The 23,938-nt window shown below is 42.8% G+C and carries 15 protein-coding genes; 5 read left to right on the forward strand and 10 right to left on the reverse strand.

Annotation, left to right across the window (positions count from 1 at the left end; genetic code table 11):
- Nucleotides 1-484 precede the first annotated feature (484 nt).
- Entirely contained in the window at nt 485-1,597 is a 1,113-nt protein-coding gene (ispG, locus tag ACJJI4_RS09485) for a flavodoxin-dependent (E)-4-hydroxy-3-methylbut-2-enyl-diphosphate synthase (RefSeq protein WP_413662024.1), read from the reverse strand.
- A 617-nt stretch (nt 1,598-2,214) separates the two neighbouring features.
- Between ispG and ACJJI4_RS09490 the strand changes: the two genes are divergently transcribed.
- Nucleotides 2,215-3,201, forward strand: a complete 987-nt coding sequence (locus tag ACJJI4_RS09490; RefSeq protein ID WP_444927876.1) for a hypothetical protein — start codon at nt 2,215-2,217, stop codon at nt 3,199-3,201.
- 637 nt (nt 3,202-3,838) lie between these two features.
- On the opposite strand, the gene ACJJI4_RS09495 is transcribed toward ACJJI4_RS09490, so the two are convergent.
- From ACJJI4_RS09495 to ACJJI4_RS09520, 6 genes are all read right to left on the reverse strand, one after another.
- Nucleotides 3,839-4,528, reverse strand: coding sequence for a hypothetical protein (locus ACJJI4_RS09495; RefSeq protein WP_444927877.1), 690 nt, complete (start codon nt 4,526-4,528; stop codon nt 3,839-3,841).
- A 1,229-nt stretch (nt 4,529-5,757) separates the two neighbouring features.
- A complete protein-coding gene (locus ACJJI4_RS09500) occupies nt 5,758-6,627 on the reverse strand; it encodes a helix-turn-helix transcriptional regulator (protein WP_413662027.1) in 870 nt (289 codons plus the stop codon).
- Between the two features lie 359 nt (nt 6,628-6,986).
- Nucleotides 6,987-8,210 (reverse strand): type III secretion system translocon subunit SseC family protein, encoded by a 1,224-nt coding sequence (gene sctE / locus ACJJI4_RS09505; protein WP_444927878.1) that lies wholly within the window; start codon nt 8,208-8,210, stop codon nt 6,987-6,989.
- On the reverse strand, nt 8,197-8,727 hold the full coding sequence (locus tag ACJJI4_RS09510) for a SycD/LcrH family type III secretion system chaperone (protein ID WP_413662029.1): 531 nt from the start codon (nt 8,725-8,727) through the stop codon (nt 8,197-8,199). The genes sctE and ACJJI4_RS09510 overlap by 14 nt, the downstream gene beginning before the upstream one ends.
- A 13-nt stretch (nt 8,728-8,740) precedes the next feature.
- Complete coding sequence (locus tag ACJJI4_RS09515) at nt 8,741-9,049, reverse strand: hypothetical protein (protein WP_413662030.1); 309 nt, start codon at nt 9,047-9,049, stop codon at nt 8,741-8,743.
- A 35-nt stretch (nt 9,050-9,084) separates the two neighbouring features.
- Nucleotides 9,085-10,356 carry a hypothetical protein gene (locus ACJJI4_RS09520; protein ID WP_413662031.1) on the reverse strand — a complete coding sequence of 424 codons (1,272 nt, stop codon included), beginning with the start codon at nt 10,354-10,356 and terminating at the stop codon, nt 9,085-9,087.
- Nucleotides 10,357-11,863: 1,507 nt separating this feature from the next.
- Here ACJJI4_RS09520 and ACJJI4_RS09525 point away from each other — a divergent pair.
- Complete coding sequence (locus ACJJI4_RS09525; RefSeq protein WP_444927879.1) at nt 11,864-12,223, forward strand: hypothetical protein; 360 nt, start codon at nt 11,864-11,866, stop codon at nt 12,221-12,223.
- 128 nt (nt 12,224-12,351) lie between these two features.
- Nucleotides 12,352-13,158 carry an OTU domain-containing protein gene (locus tag ACJJI4_RS09530; protein WP_413662033.1) on the forward strand — a complete coding sequence of 269 codons (807 nt, stop codon included), beginning with the start codon at nt 12,352-12,354 and terminating at the stop codon, nt 13,156-13,158.
- Nucleotides 13,159-13,580: 422 nt separating this feature from the next.
- On the opposite strand, the gene ACJJI4_RS09535 is transcribed toward ACJJI4_RS09530, so the two are convergent.
- Nucleotides 13,581-15,614: an FG-GAP repeat protein gene (locus tag ACJJI4_RS09535; protein ID WP_444927880.1), complete on the reverse strand. Its 2,034-nt coding sequence runs from the start codon at nt 15,612-15,614 to the stop codon at nt 13,581-13,583.
- 1,135 nt (nt 15,615-16,749) lie between these two features.
- Here ACJJI4_RS09535 and ACJJI4_RS09540 point away from each other — a divergent pair.
- The gene (locus ACJJI4_RS09540; RefSeq protein WP_444927881.1) at nt 16,750-18,663 is read left to right on the forward strand and encodes a histidine kinase; all 1,914 of its coding nucleotides are present in this window, start codon (nt 16,750-16,752) and stop codon (nt 18,661-18,663) included.
- Nucleotides 18,664-19,029: 366 nt separating this feature from the next.
- A complete protein-coding gene (locus ACJJI4_RS09545; RefSeq protein WP_444927882.1) occupies nt 19,030-20,940 on the forward strand; it encodes a histidine kinase in 1,911 nt (636 codons plus the stop codon).
- 806 nt (nt 20,941-21,746) lie between these two features.
- Here ACJJI4_RS09545 and ACJJI4_RS09550 read toward each other — a convergent pair.
- Both ACJJI4_RS09550 and ACJJI4_RS09555 read right to left on the reverse strand, forming a co-directional pair.
- On the reverse strand, nt 21,747-22,169 hold the full coding sequence (locus ACJJI4_RS09550; protein ID WP_444927883.1) for a YecA/YgfB family protein: 423 nt from the start codon (nt 22,167-22,169) through the stop codon (nt 21,747-21,749).
- Between the two features lie 375 nt (nt 22,170-22,544).
- Nucleotides 22,545-23,795, reverse strand: coding sequence for a hypothetical protein (locus tag ACJJI4_RS09555; RefSeq protein ID WP_444927884.1), 1,251 nt, complete (start codon nt 23,793-23,795; stop codon nt 22,545-22,547).
- Nucleotides 23,796-23,938 lie beyond the last annotated feature (143 nt).

Below are 23,938 nucleotides of genomic sequence, written 5' to 3' on the forward strand. Positions count from 1 at the left end.
AAGCCGAGATAATTCTATAAAGTGGGCTCCTCTTAACAAAATTTCCTTACATTCACCCACCGGCCGAATCAGTGTCTGGCATATCAGTTGACGTGGGGCGAAAATGATTTGTAATTTTGTATTATTGAAATTATCATGATTACAATAAATCACCAAAAATTGACCATTAACTGGAAAATAAATTCAGGTCAATATCGTCCCCTTTGTATGGCCCATCGGGTAAGAGATCTAAGGAACCTCTGAATAACTCCATAATATCCTTGGATTCCACAACGACACTCATTTCCAAGGAATGTAGGCCTTTCAAGAGGCTCCACTGCAGAACATTAATGCTTTGCTAACTCACGGCGTAGCACTTGAAGACCATAACTTCTTCATTTTAGTCTTGCTCGGGCTACGGCCGTTCGCAGTGAGCTCCACTTAGTATCTATAGACTTATTGTTCGCCATAGATGCTGTTAAATTATCAGAGACTCCCTAAGTATCTAGGATTTTGCAATAATACTGTCTTCCATTTCCGCCTTCATTTTTGCCTTATCACGAATTAAGTTCTCTAAATCGTCAACAAGATTTTCATTCTTGAATTTCCTACTTGGCAGTCCATCAATATAAATTGCATGGCTCGGAGTTCCGCCAGCCAAGCCGATGTCTGCCTCCTTAGCCTCACCGGGTCCATTAACAATGCAGCCAATTACTGCAACATCCAATGGTGTCGTAATATCCTCCAATCGAGCTTCAAGCTCATTCATAGTTTTAACAACATCAAAATTTTGACGTGAACAACTTGGACACGCAATAAAATTGATGCCTTTAGAGCGTAACCTTAGACTTTTTAACAAATCCCACCCAACTTTTACTTCTTCAACAGGATCTGCTGCCAACGACACTCTTAAGGTATCACCAATTCCATCCAATAATAGCGCTCCTAACCCGATCGCGGACTTAACCGTACCCGACCGTAATCCACCTGCTTCCGTAATACCAAGGTGAAGAGGTTGATCAATCAATTGAGCCAGTTTTCTATAGGCAGCAGTGGCCATAAAAATATCAGATGCTTTGACGCTCACTTTAAAATTCTGAAAGTTAAGCCGATCGAGGATTTCAACATGACGAAGGGCTGACTCGACCATTGCATCCGGCGTTGGTTCCCCATACTTTTTTTGAAGATCTTTTTCCAATGACCCCGCGTTAACGCCTATACGAATCGGAATATTTAGGTCGCTCGCCTTATCAACTACCTCGCGGATACGTTTCTCTCGACCAATATTACCCGGATTAATGCGCAAGCAGTCGACACCTAAATCTGCCACTCGCAATGCAATTCGATAGTCAAAGTGAATATCTGCCACCAGTGGAATGGATACTTTCTTCCTGATTTCACCGAAAGCTTCAGCAGCTTCAAGACTTGGTACAGACACTCTTACGATATCTGCCCCGGCTTGTTGTAATCGAAGAATTTGTGCGGCAGTAGCTGTCACATCACAAGTTTCTGTGTTTGTCATACTTTGCACAGAAATCGGGGCTCCGCCACCAACAGGTACATTTCCCACCATAATTTGGCGTGATACACGTGGGACAATAGGTGATTCAAACTTCATCTTTCTAACCTGTATAAAAACATATAGATTAATATTAGCAACTAACCAATTTATAAACGAAGGTACTTTGGTACAGTAACATCAGCAAACATGATTGCTTCACATAAGAATAAATAGTCATCTATTACTCTAAACAATAAAAGTCAAATCAACTTTATATTTTAGGCATTTTTTTTTAGAAAAAAATAAAACAGTGATACCGCCGCATGCAAACATGTATTCATGTAACACCTAAACAACAGCATGGAAATCCTTATAGCTATCAGGTTATTCAGTCAGCCATAAGCTTCTTTTTAGCAAAAGGAGCATTAATCGCTTTGAAAGCCCTGCAGAGCGGACCTTGGAAGCTACATCTTTCCCTTTGTAGCTATTACAAAAAGTTAAGACCAATCAAGACGAACTGTGACTAATGTTTGCAGCTTTTATGGACGCTTTGACATCGCGGAATCATTCGAAAACCCCAGATATAGATATCCGCCATAATAAGCAACCACGCTATAGGCTTCAATATTGATACCCAACAATCACCACAGAAATAAATTTATAAAAATATGACCAATAGTGATATATTCAACTCTCTCGTTCAGAAAAAATCTCTATGCTAAAGGAGATTAATTATGCCAAACTCAGTCATAGACAAATCAAGGTCGTTGCCTTCCCCTTCCTCTCAGGAAGTTCACAACACTCAAGCAACAGCTGGTAGATTCAATTCATGCAGACCTTTTTCTACGGTATGTGGAACAGCAAGAAGCTTTTTTTTAAAATTATCCAACCCCTTTTCAACCTCAAATATAAATTCTAGACCCAATAATATCCAATCAATTTCTAGCAACTCTAAAGCTGTAAATTTAAACAAAGACACCCTCCAAAAAAAACTTAATTTTACGCCTTCTCGACCTACCCCTTACCCCCACACAGAGAGCGGTATCGAATGGGCACAAAAAAAATACAAGCTAAGCGCATGTGATATAAAATCTGATTTCACCAATAGATGTGTAGAAACTAGAAATAAAATTGATCACCTCATAAGCTTCTACTTTTCCAATAGTTCTGAAGAAGTGTCATCGCACAAAAAAGATTCAACGCCTGGCGAGAATCAAGCCCCACCAAACAAAAATTCAATTCTTTCTTTTATGACAAAACGCAGAAAGCTTAAAAAAGAAACAAAGATAACTTTAACCGATTTACCGGCGAATATGTCACTTTCTGCACAAAGAGCTATTCAAGAAATTGTGAATTACAGAAAATCTAAGGGGAACGTGCCCAGTATTCCTCTTAATGAGTACAAGGAAATATTTAGCAGAAATAAATTACCATTACCTTTTGAAGTCTACCCACACAAAGACGATGGCATAGATATAGTGATGTGCCCTATTTCTGAAGGATCTGAGTCCCAATCGGTTAAAACAGAAAAAATATACCAAAGTATTGTGCTGGATGGATATGACTACAATATAGATCAATCTGGCAGTGGGCCAGAACAAGTAAATAGCAGCAGCATTGAAGGGAAACATAGAAGAAAGGCATTTAACATGATTTTTGATCAATTAGGAATTCCTGAGAAATATCGTTACATACCTCAAAAAGATACCTTTGAATTCTAAACTGAACTATAGCCTACAAAGTTCATTATTTATATTTATTACTTGGTGCTAACTCCTCATATTAACAGAATATGGGGAGTTCTGATAAACTACTGATCAAGTAGTAAAAAGCTAAATTTTATTCAGCCTCCTGATATCGATATTTTTTGGATATTCATAAATAATTTGATATTATTTCTGTAGCTCTTGGAGATTATAAATACTAGGTATGCCGAATCTAGAGGGCCAACTGTATCTTGTATGACATGTAACACAATAACGTCACCCTTCAGATCTTGCTTTCTTAGAGACTCACAATTTAGGTATTAATTTCTTACAGCACCGAAATATTCCTGCCTGAGTGCAGATCAATCTAAAGAGCAGAAATGTTGAGCGACAACAAAAATTCATTTAAGCATATTAGAATTTAAAAAATACCTACCTTAATGATCTACCAGAACCTTAAGGGCTGTCTGTCAATCATTAAAAATACTACTCAAAAGTTTTCCCATATACAGCCGTTTTGTTTTCCCACAACAACATGACGAAAATACTATTCACTTGTAAAACTTGAATTAACCAAGCCTATAAAGTAAAACTCCCATTACATTCAATAATGGGAGCCACAGTATTTGACTACTATATTCTATTTATCCACTCATATAGCCTCTTCAATGTTTAAAGTCACATCGATTGTTTTATAAGTTGCCAAAAGTTTCTTTGCGTGTCCAATACTTGATATAAAGATCTCTGCTGGTGATTCGCCCGAAGGATTTGATTTAAAGCTATCTGCTGCTGATTTGCCCGAAGAATTTGATTTATATTTACTTAAGAATGACTTTATATCACCTTCAAGATTAATTATATTAATATTTGCATCACTAGTTAGCCTTTCTCCTAATTCCTCTTTACATTCCATTAACTTCTCCACCTCATATATCAAAGGTTCTATTACATTCTCTTTAAAATTCATAAAAGTCGACAATAAAACATTCGGATAGGCCCTTATGCCATCATTAACTAGAAGGTTCTCTGTGCATTTCAAATGTTCTTCGCACTTACCCACAAAGTTATCGGGAGCCTTGACCTCACCCTCTGCCACACCTGTATATTTACCAGAAAAATGAATATTTGCCCCCATTAATTTTTCTTCCATTCCCTCAGGTGAATGGGTAATACTATCTGGCTTAGGAGGGTGACTTCTAGGGGATGGTAATTTACTAAAAATGTTCGTTATTCTTGCACATATTTTTCCTATAGTGCTTTTCGGCTTATTAACTTTGTCGATCTGCAGTTCTTCAACGCCCCTTCTCTCACAAGTCTTTATGGCTTGATAGATAGTCTTCATATTTACATATTCCCAGGCGGGTTTTAATTAATTTTATTTCACTGTATCGCAGCTCACATAAATACAAATAGATATTTTGTGCTCGACTATAAATTTTCCATAATTGATTACCTCCACTTTCACCGCTTTAAATCCGTAGTTAGCAATCTTAAGGTGCACTGCCCCTATATCGGAATATACTTTTTCCCAATTCATAAGTTATTAAGGTGGTCAGAAGGGAGGACCGATAAATACTTCATCTAAACCCAGGTAGGCGCTTTTCACGACCCTAAGATAGTTTTATATATCGGAATGGATACTCTACTTCCCCTAAACTACACCTATAATCTATCTGCCTCTCATAGTTCAGTAAGGCCTTGGCGATTCTTCAAGCAAGTTCAGTTCTTTGCAACATGCAAATTCACATCTTTAATTTCAAACCCTTCCCATCTATTTTTTTCCATATAGAAAATTACCTGTTGAAGTATGGTAATATAAATAAGCATCTATTGAATCGATAGTCTGGCTGAACCCAATGGTATCATTCATGCCGATATTAATTTTCATATCCAAATACCACCGATTACTTGTATGGTTTTATGCAATTAGGGTCACACTCTTTATGTTTATTATTAGTTAATAATGGAGCAAAGATAGTATAGGCATTGGCAGTGGCAGCCATATTCAGTGCCATAAAACTCTCTGTGGGATGCCCATTGATTCTTTCGATCAGTACTAAACTCAGTTTAGTTGGATGACTCCCAATGAGCTTTGGTAGCCAAGAATTGATGTCGTAGCTAGAATTGAACTGCCCAAAGTCTATCCGACGAAACTCCGCATAGCTTCAGTATCATATAGCACATTAATTTGCATTCTGCTCAGACAAAAGTGAATTCGTGCATCATTTTTCGTAGTGTTAATCACTATTTAAATACCACTAGCATTTGCGTCTAGTTATCGCGCCCCATAGAATTTAAAGAATTTTTGATGGTAGAGCGGATACTCACCTTAATGGGCCTCTCAACAATTCTGCAGGTCAAAGTTGTAGGCTAAAGGCACAGTTAGCAGCGATTGACTTGGGCTGTTCCATACATGAACTGAGGGCTTCAAGCCCCCCGTAGTTAGGTTTTCAGAGTAATTTACCCTCGACCTTACAGTCCTTTGCAGAATCTAAATGCTCCCGCGAACTGGTATACTGATTCTGGATCACCTCGAGTATCGGAAGCACCTTGAAAATTTTCAGAAATCATCTAAATTCTCTTTTGCCTCGCTTCCGAAGGGGCAATACCATATTTCGACTTATAAAGCTGTGTGAAATATGACTGGCTCGAAAAGCCGCTTTCTACAGCAATATCTATAAGTCGCCTACTTGATGTGCGTAATTGTATATCTGCATGGCGAAGTCGCCGTTCATTAATCCACATTTTCGGGGATGATTCTTTAAATACCTGCCCAAACATATCTTTAAAAGAAGTCAGACTCATACCCATATGTTCTGCATATGTAGCAATAGTCCAATTCTTAGTAACATTCGCCTCCATAAAACGTCTGAATTTTTCCTGAGCAGGATTAACCCGATTTAGGAGTTCGCTAGCAAGTATTTGTCCGTGATCACCTTTTAATTTCAGGAGAAGTAACTCTTCCAGCTTCAAGGCATTTAACCGATCGTCTCCCAGCTGCCTAAATAATTGAAATGAATCTAAAGTTAGCTTAGTTAGATCACAACTCGGAAAGACAATTGGTGCTTTTCCTCTTGGAAGCATGGATTTCACAACATTCAACGCTTGCGTTTTTCGAAGTAGTGCATTGTCGTGCCGTTCATAAAATCGCGCTAGCATTGCCTCCCGGATTCCAACGCATATTAACACCGCTTCCTGATCGCCTCCATTATTACTCAACTTATATTCTTCTTCTGAGCCAGCCAACCATACCTGCCCCATCGTCAATTCAAAACTCGATTGATACGATATAATGTTTGCAGAACCCGTTACCATCATGACCAGATTAACAAATGGTGAAAATGTGAAGGAAATAGAGTGGCCAGATGGTAATAACAGAGTCTTCAACTCAAATAAATCACCACAATGTTGGCACTCTACAACTGCTTCATTATATGTCAAGTTATTCTGCCTCCCACAAGAGGAAGTATTGTTGTTTTCCACTGTTTATTACTAAACCACTATCTATTTATGCTCACACTTGCTTCCATTAACTCAGCGATCGCCTATAGCACAAAACACGCTTATAAACTAAGAATGAGCAAGCCTGAAAAGAAACATATATTTAAACTGTAATCGCTGTGTTAACTTCTCATTCAACCACTGATCTATTACTTTCTCCAATAAAGGGATACACATGAGCAGTGGATCTTACTTAGGGTTACAGGAACACTTACCTAATCTATTTGTTACCTAATCTTACATTCAGCTGAGTCTATGATTCGCCCTAAAAATCCCACATAGCGCGCTCTTTTAATTCCTCAAACGCCATGACTGGCAGCAATCCGCATGTTAACACCAGCGCGATCTTGAATTGCATTATTTAAAACTTTCACCGCATCCTGAACCGGGCTAATAATTGCCCTTGTCCACTGCTCTTGCAACAGCTGGATAAGCTTATTGATAAACTCCTGTTTTGCTTCAATACCTTCTAGGCGCGCTTGTAAAGCTTTTATCTCATTATCTAATTCTGCTTCCCGTTGCTCATACCCCTTTTGTTTTATGGCAGCATAAATCTCTTTCGCTCCATTTCCAGCAACAGCAATAGAACCTGAGGTAGCAGCTACTTGTATTCCTCTATCCCGAAATTTTTCAGCCATTGTTTTACCAGCTTCCTCGGCAGTGTCCTGCACAGACTCTTTAGCACTTTTTTCAATGCTCTGCTTGCCCGTTTTTTCTGCTGCTTCCGTGGCTCCTTTTTCAGCGCCCTCTTTTACTCCCTTCTTAACTGCTGATTCAACACCTTTTTCAGCCCCCTCTTTAATACCCTTTTTGGCACCAACCATAGCACTAGCAGCCGGTGCCGCCGCACCGAATGTTACAAGAGCGACACCTGCAACCATTAGGCCTGTAGAAGCGTTTGACAGGCGAGAGATCATCTCTTCGCTACCATTGGCTAGCCTTACCGCCCCCTCAGCAACTTCCACTGCACCCGCTGCAGCTAGGCAAACACCTCCAGCTATCAGCGCCGGATTTAAGCTGACAACGCCAGCTACAACCATACAAGCACCGGCAACCATTTCCGCAGCACCCATGAAAAAATTACATACAGCCCCACATATTTTTAGTATTTTCTTTTGCCTTGCTAGTTCTTCTTCGTTTTTCTTTCGTTCCTGCTCAAGCTCAGCATTTTCTTTGATGTCTCTCAGTTTCTCTTCAAGAACTCTCTTAATTTCCTGTCGTTTAAACTGGAGTTCGAACTGGACGGTGTCCGCCATGTCTCCCATCAGCCCCGCCAATCTTGATAGTGCATCGGTTAATGTTGAATAAAAACTACCTTTGTCCTCGTCTGAATCTGGAATATCCAGTTCGACTTGTTGAGAATTACCAACTACAGCACTCCTAGCAATAGGCGCCAAGGCCCCCATTTCTAGCTTTGATTTTTCACGCTGTGCAATCTCCAAGCTCTGTTGTGACAAATCCTGAACGCTTGTACTCTGACTGCCTTTATTGAGAACTTGTGGATTTATATTATTTAGTATCATTATTTTTTTCCTCTTTGCTATCTTCTATCCCTAACTTCTCCTTAACAGAAGAAAATTTTTTCACAGCTCTTTTATTCAAGGTTTCAAATTCAGGCTTACCCTCACACCTCAACATTGTCATTTCAAAACCACTGCCAGCCTGCATCCAATTCTCCAACGCCAAATGACACTCAGCCGCATGGAATGAAGGTCTTGGGTCGAATGGATTTAAGATTGCGGCCAGGCTATATGCTTCACCAGCTAATTCAAACTGAGATAAAGCCTGCCTAGTGGCTCCTAGCCCTAGTAAATACTTAGACTCCATATGATTACATTGGCATAGAAGCTGGAAAAGAGGTAGTGCTTCTTGATAGTTACAATTTTGATATTTCTGATAAGCTAGGGCATATATTGTTTTAAGCTCTTCACGAGTCATCTCAAGAGCGTCTGCTAGCGTTCCACCTTGCTCCAAAAAGTTATTCCAATCTTTCGTGGATATTTCGTCTAACAAAGATGGGACTTTACTTTGCTGTAACATCTGCTTGCTCTATTTATACTGGATTAGCTACAACAAAGGTTCTCGGCTTTGGAACGATTGATTCCGGATCCTTCTTATATATATGCTCTTCCACTAACTTTCTTGCTATATGCTTCTCGTCTAGGCCTGGCTCACCATAAGTATCCCGTATTCTCTGCGCCCATTGATGGCGGGAACACCCTAACGAACGTGTTAATCCGGCTTCAAGGAGATCACTATAATTTATCGCGTTTTTTACTTCACTTAATATTTGCTGGCAACGATGTAGTCCTGCCTCTGATTCAAACTTTACTTTGCTCTTAGGGCTTTTATTAAAAGACACTTTCTTTCACCTTAGGAATATCATTCTCAGCATGCTTAAATTACAGAAAACCTCTTCAATGAATCTAGTACAGATTTATTGTAGTTGTTCATTGCCTCTATTAGGTTATTGAATCTGGTGTTATCAACAGTCATGTTTGTGCCCAACTGTTCGGTTAAAGTTGACAGAGTTGACACTCGCGAATTGATATTTTCTTTTGCCGCCGAAAATGAGGTGGAATTTAGTACTCGTCTATCAAAGGTTGAGGTCTGCACCCAGCATCGATACTTATATCCACCAGCAAGGCCGTCATCCCTTGTCTCCCAGTAAAGGTTTTTATTGGCAATGTTTGCCTCGGCCAATAAATCCTCACCTCTTATCATATCACTAGAAAAAAATTCTGAGCCTTCTCCTTCAGTCCACCAGGCTGGTAGATTTAAATCTGAATCGGACATTAGCTGCTCATAGTCGTACCATAGTTCATCCATCAATGCTTCACCGGGTCTATCGGTGTGTAAGTTATCGAATAATTCTGGAAAGTTGTCGAGAGCAAAGTCATCAAAATCTGTTCTGCCGTCTGCTACTTTATATACACACATCGACTCCGATGCCATTATTACTTCTGATCGCTCCCAATCACCAGCCCCCGGAACCTGTGTTCCATTCTCCCATGTCCGTTTTTCTTCAACATATATCCTTTGCATGAACTCATAGGTGGCTGTTATCTCATCTTCACCACTTTCAGCAAGTGCCTCCTGAAGCCACCCGTCGACAGATACAATCTGACTTTTTAGTGCAGTGAGCTCTGAGACTTTGTCAGTAAGTGACTCTATCAGTAGTGCATTGAGTTCAAAGCCAACACTTTCCGGCGGAATCTCTACTCCGTTGTGGAACACCTGACCAGAATCATTAACGGTAAATACACCGTATTTAATGTCTTCTCTCATCTTATTGCGCAAAGCTACCGTAGCTTGCTGAACATCATTCGCTATTTCCTCGGGAGTTTTGTCCGATTGGGCATGCAATGCTGCAATTGCATCAACCTCTTCCTGGTAATAGCCATTCGCATCAAAGCGTAACAAGTCCGCTCCAGTTGAGAGCACCTGAACCATTGCTGACGGAGAACTTCTCGTCTCACTCAGAAGCTCTTCTGTTGTAGCAAGTCTGATCTCCCCGTTATCATCTAAGCGCAAGTTAGAGGACCCAAACATCCATGAATCAGAGCCACCTACATTTACAGCTGAATTACTGACAGTTTTTGTCAGTGAATCACTCGATAAAGTACTGCTGGGAATAATCGAGTTTACTGACACCAGACTATCTTCCATCTCATTTTCCTTTCTTATTTATACCCAGGCAATTTTCAGCATGATCAGTAAATTTATGTATCCGCCAAGCTCAACAGCACTGGACTCTATTAGAGAGCCACCTTCCCAACTATCAATTACTATCTGATCTAGCATCAATAGTACGTAGCTATAAACTTATCGCTTTAGATTTCTCATGGTTTTTTTTTGATTTCAGGCATTTTTTTGTAAATCGTTAACCGCATTATCTTGAACTATGGTAATCGACCAGACCACTTAGGTTTCATTACAACTGCGAGCATAGCTTGCAATCCAGGCCCAAAGGTTTGAACCTTGCTGTACGATAGTTATTAGATTGATTGGCTTTTAGCCTACCCGCATCGGCATACAGCGCGCTACTCCACAAACTTTTAAGCTGCCCAGGGGGTAAAACTAAGTTTAAACTTCTATTTCCAGCCCATAAGGTAGAATTATCCATCAAGCAACCTATGGTTATTCACTTCAGCACCACTAGATATAAGCGGTAACCCCAACAGTCGAGACTATTAAATACGACTACCGTTTGAACCACCGTTTGAACTCTTCTAGCTCAAAATTTTGATGAAATTTGATATATATCAAGCGGTTGTAGAGTTGGCACACTCTAAAGGTATCAGCATCAATTAAAGTTACATATGAAACCAAATGTACCTTGAGCTCCATATATGTTTAGATATGGATCAAAAATCTTCTTAAAGTAGATTCAACACTCATCTCTCTTCCCCTACCCTTATCTGAGGCCGGCCACTCTATTCACATAGCCTGTAGACCGATATGTATTAAGTCTTCCACTTAAAATCTGGATATTCCTCTTAGGGATTTATAATTAGCAAGCTTGATCTATAAAACTTAAAGATAAAAGCTCATCGCCGTGCGAGAGGATAGTAGAGTCACATTAAATGTGTGGAAGGAAAGAGTAGACCCCAATCGGGACCGTATATATTTACGAACATAGAGGAATCTATTCCCAGCCTGGCTCAAGCGTGGGCTTTTCTTGTCCTTCGCCACTAAAGTCAAAAGAAGCCACCTGCCCCATTTACTATACCCCCAAAATCATCAATGCCGTTGGAGGCTTCAAATATTCTGTGGGAAACCTATAGGAAGCACAAGATTTTCCTTGAATGCTGTGCTCACTATTTACTGGAATCATATGGTTAGGCATCCGTCTTACCTCTTTGTGGAAGAGATTCTTCACCTAACAGCTACCACAACAAAAAATGACTAATAATCAAAAAAAGAAGCTAAAATCTAAAGCGATTCACTTTTAAACACGCTAACCTTAGATAATAATCTGGGTTATTCAGCTAAAGCTGTATAAATATAATGGGAAGACTTAAGTGGTATCTAGCTATAAATTGCGATTGGTCGACTTGAAAATGTATTTGTGTTTAGTAGGGATCAAGAAGGTATTTCCGCTTAAACCGAAACACATCTAAAAAACTGACATTTGTCAATATTAAACAGCGTACTGAGGTTAATAATTTTTAATATGTCTAAAATTGCAACCACAAAAGATAATAGTGATTTAATCGGAGAAAATCCAGACATTGATAACACGCAAGTCTCTTTAAAACTCTCTCAGGCAAATGTAAGCAACTCTACTCACCTGCAAGAATGTTCTCAGACTACGGTTAACGGCAGCACAAGAGATATATTTGCAGATGCCCCAAAGTCTATTAGCAACATAGATCCCACCATGAATTCAGCCCCCCTTAAACAGACTTTTATTGACCTTATGGATTACCTTACCCAAGTCATAGGAGACGATCGCTCTGCAAGTATTGATCAGAAAATAAATATTGTTAACACGGCCATACAAAGAGCGGAGAAAACACTAGCTGAAATATAGATGGATTGATTAAAAGCTTAAGCACTTCTATCCACTATTTTCAATTGAAATTTTGAATTTGTCATGCTGCAGATATTATAATCAGCTCACCTCCATATTCCATCAATGAACTTCCTGGGATTTTAACCGTGTCATTTTTTTCTTTTAAAATACCTAAGTTACCAACAATTAATAAGATCCAAAAAACTGATGTGGGTGAGTCAACCTCAAAAATTTCCAGCAGTTTCCAAAAGACTAAAATGCTAGCCCACATGGCTTATAAGGCTTCAAAATATATTTTGTCGCCACAGCAGGAAAATTACAAACTATCAGACACTTTCGAGGCTCAACTCCCAAATTCAATATGTAAAGGGGAGGCTCTTACCAGACCCAATTGGCCTAACACTCCTGCAAAAGGGCAACCACATTCGGTATTTCAGACGATTGATCAGAATTGCGGATTATCTGACGCGGAGTGGATTGATAATCCTGAATTATCACAGGAAGAATGGATTCAAAATCTCGTGACCTATATCAAAACTGACGGAGCTTGGGCTGGGAAAAGTGGAGATCTATTTCCAGGATTACTTTCTCATTTCCTTAAGGTCCCAATCAATGTAGTCTGCGCAAATATGAATACTACTCAGAAGTTCGGCAACGAGTATAGTAATAATGATTCACAAACAATTAACTTATTGCTTAAGGATGACCACTTCCAATTGATAGAAAATAAAACAACCGATCCCAAGCAGCTTAATCAACTGTTTAAATCAAAATCTCTACAGCTAGTTGATGTCGATGCGGACGGAAACTGTTTATTCTCTGCCGTATGTAAGGCGAGAGAAGAACCTGAAGATCAGGTTTTGAAATTACGTAATGGCCTAGGAGACTGGATTTTACAAAATATGGATCACCAGGGTGTGAGAGATCTCATCACGTTTACAAGAGCGATTTAGATCAGATTTTGGTGTCGATTTCATGAAACCAAGTGTTAACTCATAAAACCACATTCCTACGTGCCTATCAGGACTATGATAATACTTATCAGGGGTTTTAGGAAGGCAAGGGACTTGTCGCAGTGGTTTTACCAACGAAGGATATGCAGCGAGTCAATAAAATGGGTTCTTTTGTAAACTTTATTTCAAGTGAGCCCAATAAGACAGAGCGATTCACGCTCTGCCTTGCGACCTATTGAAAGATCTGTGCTTGACTGTGATGCCACACTTTAGGTTGGGACTGCTTAGATAGCCATATTTATCAGTGAGCTCTAAGAATGCAATAATTTTTGAAAGCCCCTGGAGTCCAATTGACTATGTAAGCTCCACAAAAACCCCTTTCAAATAGATAAAATGGGATTTTACCGAATGTTAAACTCCAATCAGTACATGTAAACCGCGCCGGAAAGTTCAGCTTGGTTATTATCAGGCTCACTATTAATCCCGGTAGAGCTACTGCTTTCATTTGTTGCACCTACGACTAGAGTATATCCATCCGCACTGAGTTTGGTGGAATATCCGAAGTTATCATCTACATCGCTATTATTTGCTTTTAAATAGGCTTTTTGCAACCAGGTCCCATCAACCTGAGTAAACATATAAGCTGCACCAGCATTTTCAACATTGTTATTATTTTGGTCTCCCCCTATTCCCTTTGCGCTGCTGTCCTCTTTAGGTGCCCCCACTACCAGAGTTCGACCATCGGCAGCCAAGCTTACAGACTCACCAAAAGCGTCAGAGGCATCTGAATTACTGGCCTTGAGGTAGGCCTGCTGCGCCCATCTATTATCTGTGCGAGCAAAGACATAAGCAGCACCAGAGTCTTTGGCTTCATCATTGCTTTGATCGCCATCAGTGCCTACTGCATTACTGTCTTCACTGTTGGCACCAACAGCCAAAATATCACCACTAGCGCTTAGGGTAACCGATTGGCCGAAAAAATCCTCTGAATCAGTGTTGCTGGCTTTAATATACGCCTGCTGTGCCCAATTACCATCCGTACGGGAGAAAACATAACAAGCGCCAGCCTGTCCGGCGTCATTATTACTTTGCTCACCATCAATACCGATAGCACTACTGCCCTCTCCAATTGCGCCAACGGCCATCGTAGAACCATCGCCGCTCAGGCTGACGGCAATTCCGAATTCATCATTGGCGCCGGTATTGCTCGCTTTAACATACGCTTCCTGTACCCAGGAGCCATCAACATGGGAAAAAACATAGACCGCTCCTGAGTCCGAAGTATCACTAGTTCCCTGATCCTCATTATTACCATCACCACTAGCATCTACCAGCAAAGTACCACCTTCTCCAGGGAGTGTCAGAATAACAGTGGGATCGGTTTGATCACCATTGATACCAGTAGCACCACCATCTTCATAGGGTGCACCTACCGCTAGAATGCGGCCGTCATCACTGAGACTTAAAGAGCGACCAAACCTATCATAGGAACCTGTATTACTCGCTTTGATATAAGCATCTTGCGTCCAGTTGCCATCTGTACGTGTAAAGGTATAGACAGCACCGGAACTTGTAGCATCTGTATTATCTTGATCGCCATTGATTCCTGTTGTGCTACTGCTCTCAGAGGGTGCACCAACGGCTAAAGTATTGCCGTCTCCACTCAGAGCGACAACACCGAAAAGATTCCCTCTATTGTTATTACTGGCCTTGATATAGGCCTCTTGTACCCATCTATTATCTATCCGTACAAACACATAGACCGCACCGGCCGGGCCGATGCCATCATCGTTGTCCTGGTCGCCATTGATACCGACCGCATCGCTTTGCTCCCTGATAGCGCCTACTGCCAAGGTGTGGCCATCAGCACTGATAGCGACTGATACTCCGAAGATATCGCCAGCGCCAGTATTACTGGCCTTAAAGTAACCAATGCTCTCCACCAAGGCGTCGTTCACAGAGAGGGGGTCTGAATCAGTGCAGAGATCTTGCTCCCCCGCTTTGTTACAAGCTTGCAGAATATATTGCGCATTTGTTTGGGCGTGCAGAGGCACTTGCACCGCAAGGGTCTCACTACCCTGGGGAATATTCTCAACTAAACGTGTGAAACCGGAAACCCCATCAGGATTTTCCAGTAAATGGTAATGAGTAGCCCCTTCCGCGTCGGCCCAATCAAAGCGGAAAATCTTAGTCGCCTCAAAGCTCAGGGTGAAACCCTGAACTACACCAGGGGCAGCAGGTGGGTCCCCTACGGGTGGATCTTCTGCAGGTGGATCTTCTGCAGGTGGATCTTCTGCAGGTGGATCTTCTGCGGGTGGGTCTTCTGCAGGTGACTCTGCGACAGCAGTATCCTCGCCACTAGTATCGTCTTTATTAGACCCGCCATCACAGCCAGCAAAGGTGGAGAGAAATACAGCCATAATAATGGCCTTATATGCCTGAATGATCACTTTCATAAACTCTTGTAGATTTCACCATATGCCGGCATTATCTGGTTTCTCCCATCTTCTCTCTTTAGCTTTTGGGCTTTTTTTTGTTGAATTTTCTATCCTGAAATAGATCGTTACTTTGAGAGCCCATTTGCTGAGACTTTTATCTCCCCCCAGCAAAGGCGCAGTCTGCAAGGTCGCCTTTAAGGCTTAAATCAGCAATCAATGAGATTAATAGAGCCATTTATCTACACCAGATTTTTATGGGAACGATAATGAGAGTAATCACGGCAAGCTGCACTAACATCTACAGCAGAGCAACTCCAAAATAATTAAGAGGCTTCTTAGTATTAAGACCGGCTCTTAAAAGATATAGAAGGTTAATTCGGGGCGAGGTAATCTTTCGCAGCCGATACATTTCAGCTATGGATGGAGGGGTTTACTCTAAATAGCGTACCTGTATTTTTCCAAAAGAAACAGCCATAACCATGATTATAATTAGTAACTCTCATCTGCCAGGCTAGCGAGGTGCCTATATTGCAACAAATCCGGATTTCGGCTTGCTAGGGAGCCTCTGAATAACTCCGAAATGCCTCTGCGGGTCTTGAAGGGTGCAGATGTAAGGCGCAGCTTGCCGCGAATGGCCGTAGCCCTTTGCAAGAGCTGCAACGCAGCAGCTGTGGCCTTCAAGGCCCGCCCTTCGGGGCTTGCAGAGCGATTCACACTCCGCGTTGCGACTTCTTGAAAGGTCTAGACATTCCTGCGAAGCCGCGCCTTGATTGTGAACCGCTCTGCATGCCAGAGGTATCACGGAGTTATTCAGAGACTCCCTAGTTCCATACAAGGATTTTATCCCTCCCACCCTATTCTTAAATTTACAAATACCAACAATCGCAACTTTATCAGCTACCTGGCTTCGAAACACTGCACGTCAGCAAAGCTGAAAAGGGCACTTCCTCAAGGCGACAAACCTATTAACGCAACAGCTTGGTTCAACTTACATCACCACGCAGCTTTATCAATTAAACTCCTCTCGTGATAGCAGCACCAACTACTCGCTAATAATGCCTAAAACCTAAAAATAGAAGCCCGAAAATTAAAGAAAATAAATCGGCTATTAGGATAATCAACTTTTCTAATCCACTCCGAATAGCCAACAAAAATGACCATTCAATATTACAAAGTTCTACTAATGCTGCTGCTTCTCTCGATCCTTTCTGGATGTAGCGGAGGTTCCAGTGATAAAGAGACTGTCGACGAAGAACCGGCTGCAACAGAGTCGCCTGCAGAAGATCCACCTGCGGAAGATCCACCTGCGGAAGATCCACCTGCCGCCCCTGGCATAGTGCAGGATTTCACCCTGAGCTTCGAGGCGGCCAAGATTTTCCGCTTTGATTGGACCGACGCGGAAGGGGCTACCCATTACCACCTGCTGGAAAACCCCGATGGGAGTTCAGGCTTTAGCCCGGTCGCTGAGAATATCCCCCAGGGCAACGGAACCCTAGCTTTGGAAGTTCCCCTCTTCGCCCGCACCAATGCACAATATCTACTGAGGGCTTGCAACAGCGACGGAGAGAAAGAACAGTGTAGTGACTCAGACCTGCTCTCTGTCAGCGACAGCCTAGTAGCGAGCATTGGCTACTTTAAAGCCAGCAATACCGGCTCAGTTAACAATTTTGGATTCTCTATCAGCCTAAGCGCCGATGGCCTTACCTTGGCCGTAGGGGCTGATCGCGAAGACAGTGGCGCTACCGGTACCAATGGCGACCAATCCGATAATAGCGCCGCGGATTCGGGCGCAGTCTATGTGTTTACTCGAGTAAATGGCGCCTGGGAGCAACAGGCTTACCTCAAGGCCAGTAATACGAATGCTGGTGATCAGTTCGGCAGATCCATCAGCCTCAGTGCTGATGGTCACACCTTGGCTGTGGGGGCTTTTTCCGAAGACAGTAGCGCTACCGGTATTGATGGCGATCAATCCGACAATAGTGCCAAGGATTCGGGCGCAGTCTACCTCTTTACCCGGGTGGATAGCGCCTGGGTACAGCAGGCCTACCTAAAGGCCAGTAACACTAATGGTTCTGATCGATTTGGAATCTCTGTAAGTCTCAGTGCCGATGGCCACACCTTGACAGTTGGGGCCCCTGGCGAGAGCAGCAGCGCTAACGGTATTAACGGCGATCAGTTCGATAATGGAGCGAACTTTGCAGGCGCCGCTTATGTGTTTGCCCGTTTGGATGAGGTCTGGAGACAACAGGCCTACCTCAAAGCCAGCAATACCGATGCTGGTGATCGGTTCGGCATATCGATCAGCCTCAGTGCCGATGGCCACACTCTGGTTGTGGGTGCTGACTCTGAGGAAAGCAGCACTACCGGTGTTAACGGTGACCAGTCTGACAATAGTGCCGACTATGCAGGCGCAGCTTATATCTTTACCCGGGTGGATGGCGTCTGGGCACAGCAAACCTACCTCAAGGCCAGCAACACCGATACCTATGATCAGTTTGGCAATTCCGTAAGCCTCAGTGCCGATGGTTACACCCTGGCTGTGGGGGCTTATCTCGAGGGCAGCGGTGCTACCGGTGTTAATGGCGATCAATCCGACAATAGCGCTTTCTCATCAGGTGCTGTCTATGTCTTTAAACTGGTAAATAACGCCTGGGCACAGCAAGCCTACCTTAAGGCCGGCAGTACCGATCAAGCCAGCAATATTGAGCTTGGTGATTTATTCGGTTACTCTGTTAGCCTCAGTGCCGATGGTCACACCTTGACAGTTGGGGCCCCTGGTGAGAGCAGCAGCGCCAACGGTATTAATGGCGACCAGTTCGATAATGGCGCTACCGTTGCGGGCGCGGCCTATGTGTTTGCTCGTGTGGATGAAGAGTGGGTACAGCAAGCCTACGTGAAAGCCAGCAACACCGATACCTTTGATCAGTTCGGCGCCTCTGTAAGCCTCAGTGCCGATGGCCACACCCTGGCTGTGGGGGCTTTTTTCGAAGATAGCAACGCTATCGGTATTGATGGTGATCAGACCGATAATAGTGCCATCGATAGCGGCGCGGTCTATGTTTACTGAATTTTGCATATGAAATATTAAGGAAGAAGTTCGGAGGCTCTTAGATAAAACCGACACTAAATTCCATCCCCTACATTTAAGTAGTTGAGAGGCCTAGGGCCTCTCTTGACCCATTCTCGAATTAGAGCATACTCAACGCAACCGGTAGTGTTCCTCCATACAAACCTCTCCATATAACTGTAATCCCAGTACATCCAATTCAGCGCGCAGAACTATTTCAACCCAGCAGCCCCCTCTAACGATGGCAGTTCTAATTACGCACCCAATAAAGCCTGAAACCTAAAAATAAACGCCTGAAAATTAAAGAAAATAAATAGACTATTGGGATAATCATCCTTTCTTATCTATACCCAACAGCCAACAAAAATGACCATTCAATATTACAAAGTTCTACTAATGCTGCTGCTTCTCTCGATCCTTTCTGGATGTAGCGGAGGCTCCAGTGATAAAGAGACTGTCGACGAAGAACCGGCTGCAACAGAGTCGCCTGCAGAAGATCCACCTGCGGAAGACCCGCCAGCGGAAGATCCACCTGCTGCCCCTGGCGTAGTTCAGAATTTCACCCTGAGCTTCGAGGCGACCAAGATTTTCCGCTTTGATTGGACCGACGCGGAAGGGGCTACCCATTACCATCTGCTGGAAAACCCCGATGGGAGTTCAGGCTTTATCCCAGTCGCTGAGAATATCCCCCAGGGCAACGGCACCCTGGCTTTGGAAGTTCCCCTCTTCGCCCGCACCAATGCACAATATCTACTGAGGGCTTGTAACAGCGACGGAGAGAAAGAACAGTGTAGTGACTCAGACCTGCTCTCTGTCAGCGACAGCCTAGTAGCGAGCATTGGCTACTTTAAAGCCAGCAATACCGGCTCAGTTGACAATTTTGGATTCTCTATCAGCCTAAGCGCCGATGGCCTTATCCTGGCCGTAGGGGCTGATCGCGAAGACAGTGGCGCTACCGGTACCAATGGCGACCAATCCGATAATAGCGCCAAGGATTCGGGCGCAGTCTATGTGTTTACTCGAGTAAATGGCGCCTGGGAGCAACAGGCTTACCTCAAGGCCAGTAATACGAATGCTGGTGATCAGTTCGGCAGCTCCGTCAGCCTCAGTGCCGACGGTCGCACCTTGGCTGTGGGGGCTAATGCCGGAGACTTTGGCATTCTCGGATTTGCTAGCGATCAATCGGAGAATGGCGCCGACTTTGCAGGCGCAGTTTATATATTCACCCAAGAGGACGAAGTCTGGACACAGCAGGCTTACCTCAAGGCCAGCAACGCCGATACTTTTGATCGTTTCGGTACCTCTGTAAGCCTCAGTGCCGATGGTGACACCCTGGCTGTAGGGGCTGATTCCGAAGACAGCGGTGCTACCGGAGCTAACGGCGAACAGGATGATAATAGTGCCGAAAACTCTGGTGCCGTCTATGTCTTTTCCCGTGAGGATGAAGCCTGGCTACAGCAGGCCTATATCAAAGCCAGTAATACCGATCTTGGTGACTTCTTCGGCGCCACTGTAAGCCTCAGTGCCGATAGTCAAACCCTAGCTGTGGGGGCAAATCACGAGAGTAGCAGCTCTAGCGACATTAATGGCGATCAATCCGATAATAGCGCCAGCACAGCAGGTGCGGTCTATGTTTTTAGCCAAAGTGAGGGGTCCTGGGTACAGCAGGCCTACGTTAAAGCGAGCAATACCGATGCTCGTGATCAGTTCGGCACCTCTGTAAGCCTCAGTGCCGATGGCCACACCCTGGCTGTGGGAGCTTTTTTCGAAGATAGCAGCGCTATCGGTATTGATGGTGATCAGACTGATAATAGTGCCATCGATAGCGGCGCGGTCTATGTGTTTGCCCGAGTGAATGACGCCTGGGCACAGCAAGCCTATCTTAAAGCCAGTAATACTGAGGAGCCTAATTTAGGCTTTGGTGACTCCTTCGGTGGTTCCATCAGCATTAGCGCCGATGGCAACACCCTGGCTGTAGGAGCTTACCGTGAAGAAAGCAGCGCTGCCGGAGTTAATGGCGATCAGCTCAATAATGAAGCCACCTTCGCAGGTGCCGCCTACGTGTTTACCCGTGTGAATGAAGCTTGGGTACAACGGGCCTACCTAAAAGCGAGCAATACCGAAGCTCGTGATTTCTTCGGTAGCTTTGTCAGCCTCAGTGCCGATGGCAATACCCTGGCTGTAGGGGCTGACTCTGAGGACAGCAGTGCTATCGGTGTTAATGGCGATCAGAACGACAATAGCGCGGAAAGGTCCGGTGCAATTTATGTTTACTAAATTTTGCACATCGTATCTTAAGAAGAAGCGGGGCTCAGATGCACCAAAGCTAAACTGATATTGGCTTCCAACCTTAGCGTTAAAATACGAACCAATAGAGCTGCCGAATTGATCGAATGTCGGCCCCTAAGCGCTGAGCTGCCCACCTGAATAGCTGGGAGACCTAGAGTCTCCCTTGGACATACCCTCAAATTAAAGTGCACTCACAATCGCTGTACAGAAGAAGGGCACACCAAGCCGATCTTCAGTTATCTCATCACTGATTCCTTAAAACTGAACGTGTCCCTCAATAGAGCTGCAATTTCACGATTTCTGTTTTCGCTGAATATCGAGCCTTCATTATTGTCGAAAGCGGCTAACTGCTATAGCTATTTGCTGCTTGAACATATAAAGAGTCCTAAGCTGAAATAATTAACTATTTTCATACTGGGCATCGGCCTCAATATAATTTTTATATTACAAAAAATTCCTAAAAGCAAATACTTCAATTCGATGTATGCGAGTAAATTTTAAATAAACTACAACAAGAGAGTACGCCTGAGAAAACACTTTTAGTAAGTCCCAATTTTTCACATTTCGTTTAAGCAGCCCACAGCCGCTTGATCCAGGATTCCCCGACCAATCCACCCGGTAAACATTGATAAACAAATAGCAATACCTACATCACATAAAAAAGGCCCATGAGGTGGGCCATCGAAGAGGAAAAAATCTAAGAAATCACTATACCAGACTAAGGGTATATCTATAGAATCAATTGCATGGATAGACACAGCTTATCGTATGGATATAAGCTGGACCACCACAATTTAGTCAGACAATCTAGCAACAATCTGACCAGTATTAATATCAAGTTCATACCATCCAGAGTTGTCAGGCGAACTAAATCGATCTAAACCGGAAACCGCTTGGCCATGCCGTCTCCCCTCTTCCCCCTTACTCTTTGCAAAGGAATTATTGATATCAACGTGCTCTATTTTTTTCTCTGTAGCTACTTCCAATTGCTCCAAACTTTCCATTAACTTTTCGCAATCTTCCAACCTTTCCAAGAAAATATCACTATCATCCTTATCCCGAAATAAGTATTGACCGATAGATTGCAACTCCGAAATTGCCTCTTGAACTTCTCCCAGAAAATCATCCAAGCTTCGTTTATCAGAGAAACTCCTCAATTTGGAAGGGGCATCTTCACAAAATTTCTTGATGCTATGTATCTGATAACTAATACTCACACTATGAATTACTCCTACATTCTTATGGCTTTGGGCACTGCCAGGCTCAGAATTAACCTTGTCATTATTCTTCCTTGCACCCCCTGTTACCCCCAGATCAGCCTGAACTTTTGTTGGGACTTCAATCTCTCTGCATCACTATGCCTTAAACCAGAAATTAACGTCTTAAGACTTCCAGCGACACAGCCAACTAGACGACTAATATTGCGACTAAAACTTGAACTAGTTTTCTTGTTAGTGTGAGCCCCACATAATGCTTCAGATGAGCTTGATCTTCGAATTGAAACAACCGTTGAAAAATCATTCATTTTAATACCCGGGGTAGATATATAGATACAGTTCCGCATTAATGGAATGCGGAACTGAGCTCAAAACCTAAAAAGCCCTACCAAACCAAAATAAATCTACCCTATTTTGCTCTCGGAGGCTTTCCTTAAAATCTTCATGCACTTTCATATTGCTCATAAAATCTCTATGGATTGTATTTAATATAGATACATAGCCTTTAATTAAGCCATCCACTGCAGTGGAGAAAGGATCCTTTGTAGGGCCAGAGGATTCATCAATTGGCTGAACTGACTCTTCAGAAAAGCTTATCTCTGTAGGATCAAGAGAGGCAAAAGAGTTAGAACTTTCATCATTTTGTTCTATTGAATCATGCCGTGAACCACCGGAAATAGAAACTTCATCATTTGAATTTTCTTCTTGATATAAGCTTCTTAAAACTTTAAGGTTATCGACAACAAGACTTTTATCACCCCCTGATACGTTTAACCCGAATTGACTACCAACCTTAACAAACTTATCTGCAAGCGTTTCTAAATTCTTAAGATTGCTAGGTATTTTTGAATCCCAGTCCTCCTTCAAAGCAGCTTTTAACTGATCGATATATCCATCAAGGGTAGGATATTCTTGCGGCTCCGTAGTAACACCTACATTTATTACACACCCAAATTCCCGCATAAACTCAGTACTTTCATCGGTATAGGCTTTCTCTGCGGTATCTGTCCAAACTTTTTTTAACTGGCTACCTTCCGTAGATAAAATCCGCATAAGGTAGACTTTATCATACATGGATCGATCAAGAGTCTCTCGTGTCAAATCCTTCTCTGGAGCTAATAAGTAAGCCTCACACTTCCTTGACAAATCTTTTAACGATTTCCCCCCCGTTTCAATCTCACCCTTGACATACTTGTCACCCTCACCATCTGATTCAAAATTAATTGCAATTGCCTGAAGATATTCAATCTCTTTATCGATTTTAGATTTAAAGTTTTCTAATTGCGCCAAGTCGTTTCTGGCAAAGATATCCTCAGCTTCTTTGGGAAAAGCATTCAGCCGCACTAACCGACCGAAATCAACTGACTGCCGTCCAACTTTACCAGCTGAGCTTGCTTCATTGGGAACTGGTACCCGAGTATTTTTACTACTTTTCAGGCCGGGCATCACGAATGCCAATGCCCCACGCAATCTTTGCCCCATAACCTGTAGTTTACATTTAAAGCCGGATTGTTTCGGGGGATTAGTTTGATTTAAGGTTTGATCGCCGCTCACTTCAACAAGCGACTGGAAATTGCTAGAAGAAGAACTAGCACCAACAGATTGAGGAGAATTAATTTTCGTCATTTTTTACATACAAACTTAAATAAGGGTGCCACTGAATAACCCTATGGTCTCTGGCTAGCAGAACGGCTCACAATCAAAGCGCGGCTTCGCAGAATATCTAGACCTTTCAAAAAGTCGTAGCGCAAAGTGTGAACCGCTTTGCA

It is taken from the genome of Microbulbifer maximicatervae (SeqCode) (assembly GCF_052467305.1).

Bases quoted from the DNA above. Each gene is read 5' to 3' on its own strand.
- ispG (WP_413662024.1), bottom strand. From the start codon at position 1,597: ATGAAGTTTGAATCACCTATTGTCCCACGTGTATCACGCCAAATTATG.
- ACJJI4_RS09490 (WP_444927876.1), top strand. From the start codon at position 2,215: ATGCCAAACTCAGTCATAGACAAATCAAGGTCGTTGCCTTCCCCTTCC.
- ACJJI4_RS09495 (WP_444927877.1), bottom strand. From the start codon at position 4,528: ATGAAGACTATCTATCAAGCCATAAAGACTTGTGAGAGAAGGGGCGTT.
- sctE (WP_444927878.1), bottom strand. From the start codon at position 8,210: ATGATACTAAATAATATAAATCCACAAGTTCTCAATAAAGGCAGTCAG.
- ACJJI4_RS09510 (WP_413662029.1), bottom strand. From the start codon at position 8,727: ATGTTACAGCAAAGTAAAGTCCCATCTTTGTTAGACGAAATATCCACG.
- ACJJI4_RS09520 (WP_413662031.1), bottom strand. From the start codon at position 10,356: ATGGAAGATAGTCTGGTGTCAGTAAACTCGATTATTCCCAGCAGTACT.
- ACJJI4_RS09525 (WP_444927879.1), top strand. From the start codon at position 11,864: ATGTCTAAAATTGCAACCACAAAAGATAATAGTGATTTAATCGGAGAA.
- ACJJI4_RS09535 (WP_444927880.1), bottom strand. From the start codon at position 15,614: ATGAAAGTGATCATTCAGGCATATAAGGCCATTATTATGGCTGTATTT.
- ACJJI4_RS09540 (WP_444927881.1), top strand. From the start codon at position 16,750: ATGACCATTCAATATTACAAAGTTCTACTAATGCTGCTGCTTCTCTCG.
- ACJJI4_RS09545 (WP_444927882.1), top strand. From the start codon at position 19,030: ATGACCATTCAATATTACAAAGTTCTACTAATGCTGCTGCTTCTCTCG.
- ACJJI4_RS09555 (WP_444927884.1), bottom strand. From the start codon at position 23,795: ATGACGAAAATTAATTCTCCTCAATCTGTTGGTGCTAGTTCTTCTTCT.